Source organism: Nonomuraea sp. NPDC048916, assembly GCF_040649575.1.
GTDB lineage: Bacteria > Actinomycetota > Actinomycetes > Streptosporangiales > Streptosporangiaceae > Nonomuraea.
On record NZ_JBEZFS010000235.1, the window covers coordinates 1 to 441 of the forward strand.

Genomic DNA, 441 nt, shown 5'->3' on the forward strand with positions numbered 1-441 from the left:
CCAGGGTCAGCCCGCCGACGCAGTCGTAGTCCAGCTCGGCGGTGGCGTCGAGCATGACCTGGCCGACCAGCGGCGCGGCCTTGCCGTCCAGCGTGATCCGGCGCAGGTCGATGTACCAGTCGGCTTCCAGCCCCGAGGAGAGGGTCACCTTGCCGTGCACCACGGCCTTGTCCTTGATCTGCTTGAGCAGGTCAGCGCGTACGTCAGTCATGTCCACGAGGGTAAGCGGTACGGGCCGGGGCCCGGGCCAGGCCCTACGGCCGGTCATCGCCCCGGAGCGGTGTCCAGCTCCAGGTCGTCGCGATCTCCAGCGGGTCGATCGGGGTCACCAGCCGGGGCAGGGTGTTCAGTCCGTTGGGCGGCCCGGACTGCGTCTCCACGCAGACGGCCTCCTCCTGCTCGTCGTAGATCACCACCCACTCGCTGCGGCTCTTCACCGTC

At 69.4% G+C, this 441-nt stretch carries 1 protein-coding gene and 1 pseudogene; both read right to left on the reverse strand.

Annotated features, from left to right (window positions below):
* Window positions 1–211 (reverse strand): annotated as a pseudogene (locus AB0C16_RS40630) (orotate phosphoribosyltransferase); the annotation flags it as partial.
* A gap of 43 nt (window positions 212–254) precedes the next feature.
* Window positions 255–441, reverse strand: a 187-nt coding sequence (locus tag AB0C16_RS40635) for a hypothetical protein (RefSeq protein WP_357691542.1), incomplete at its 5' end; no start/stop codon positions are given.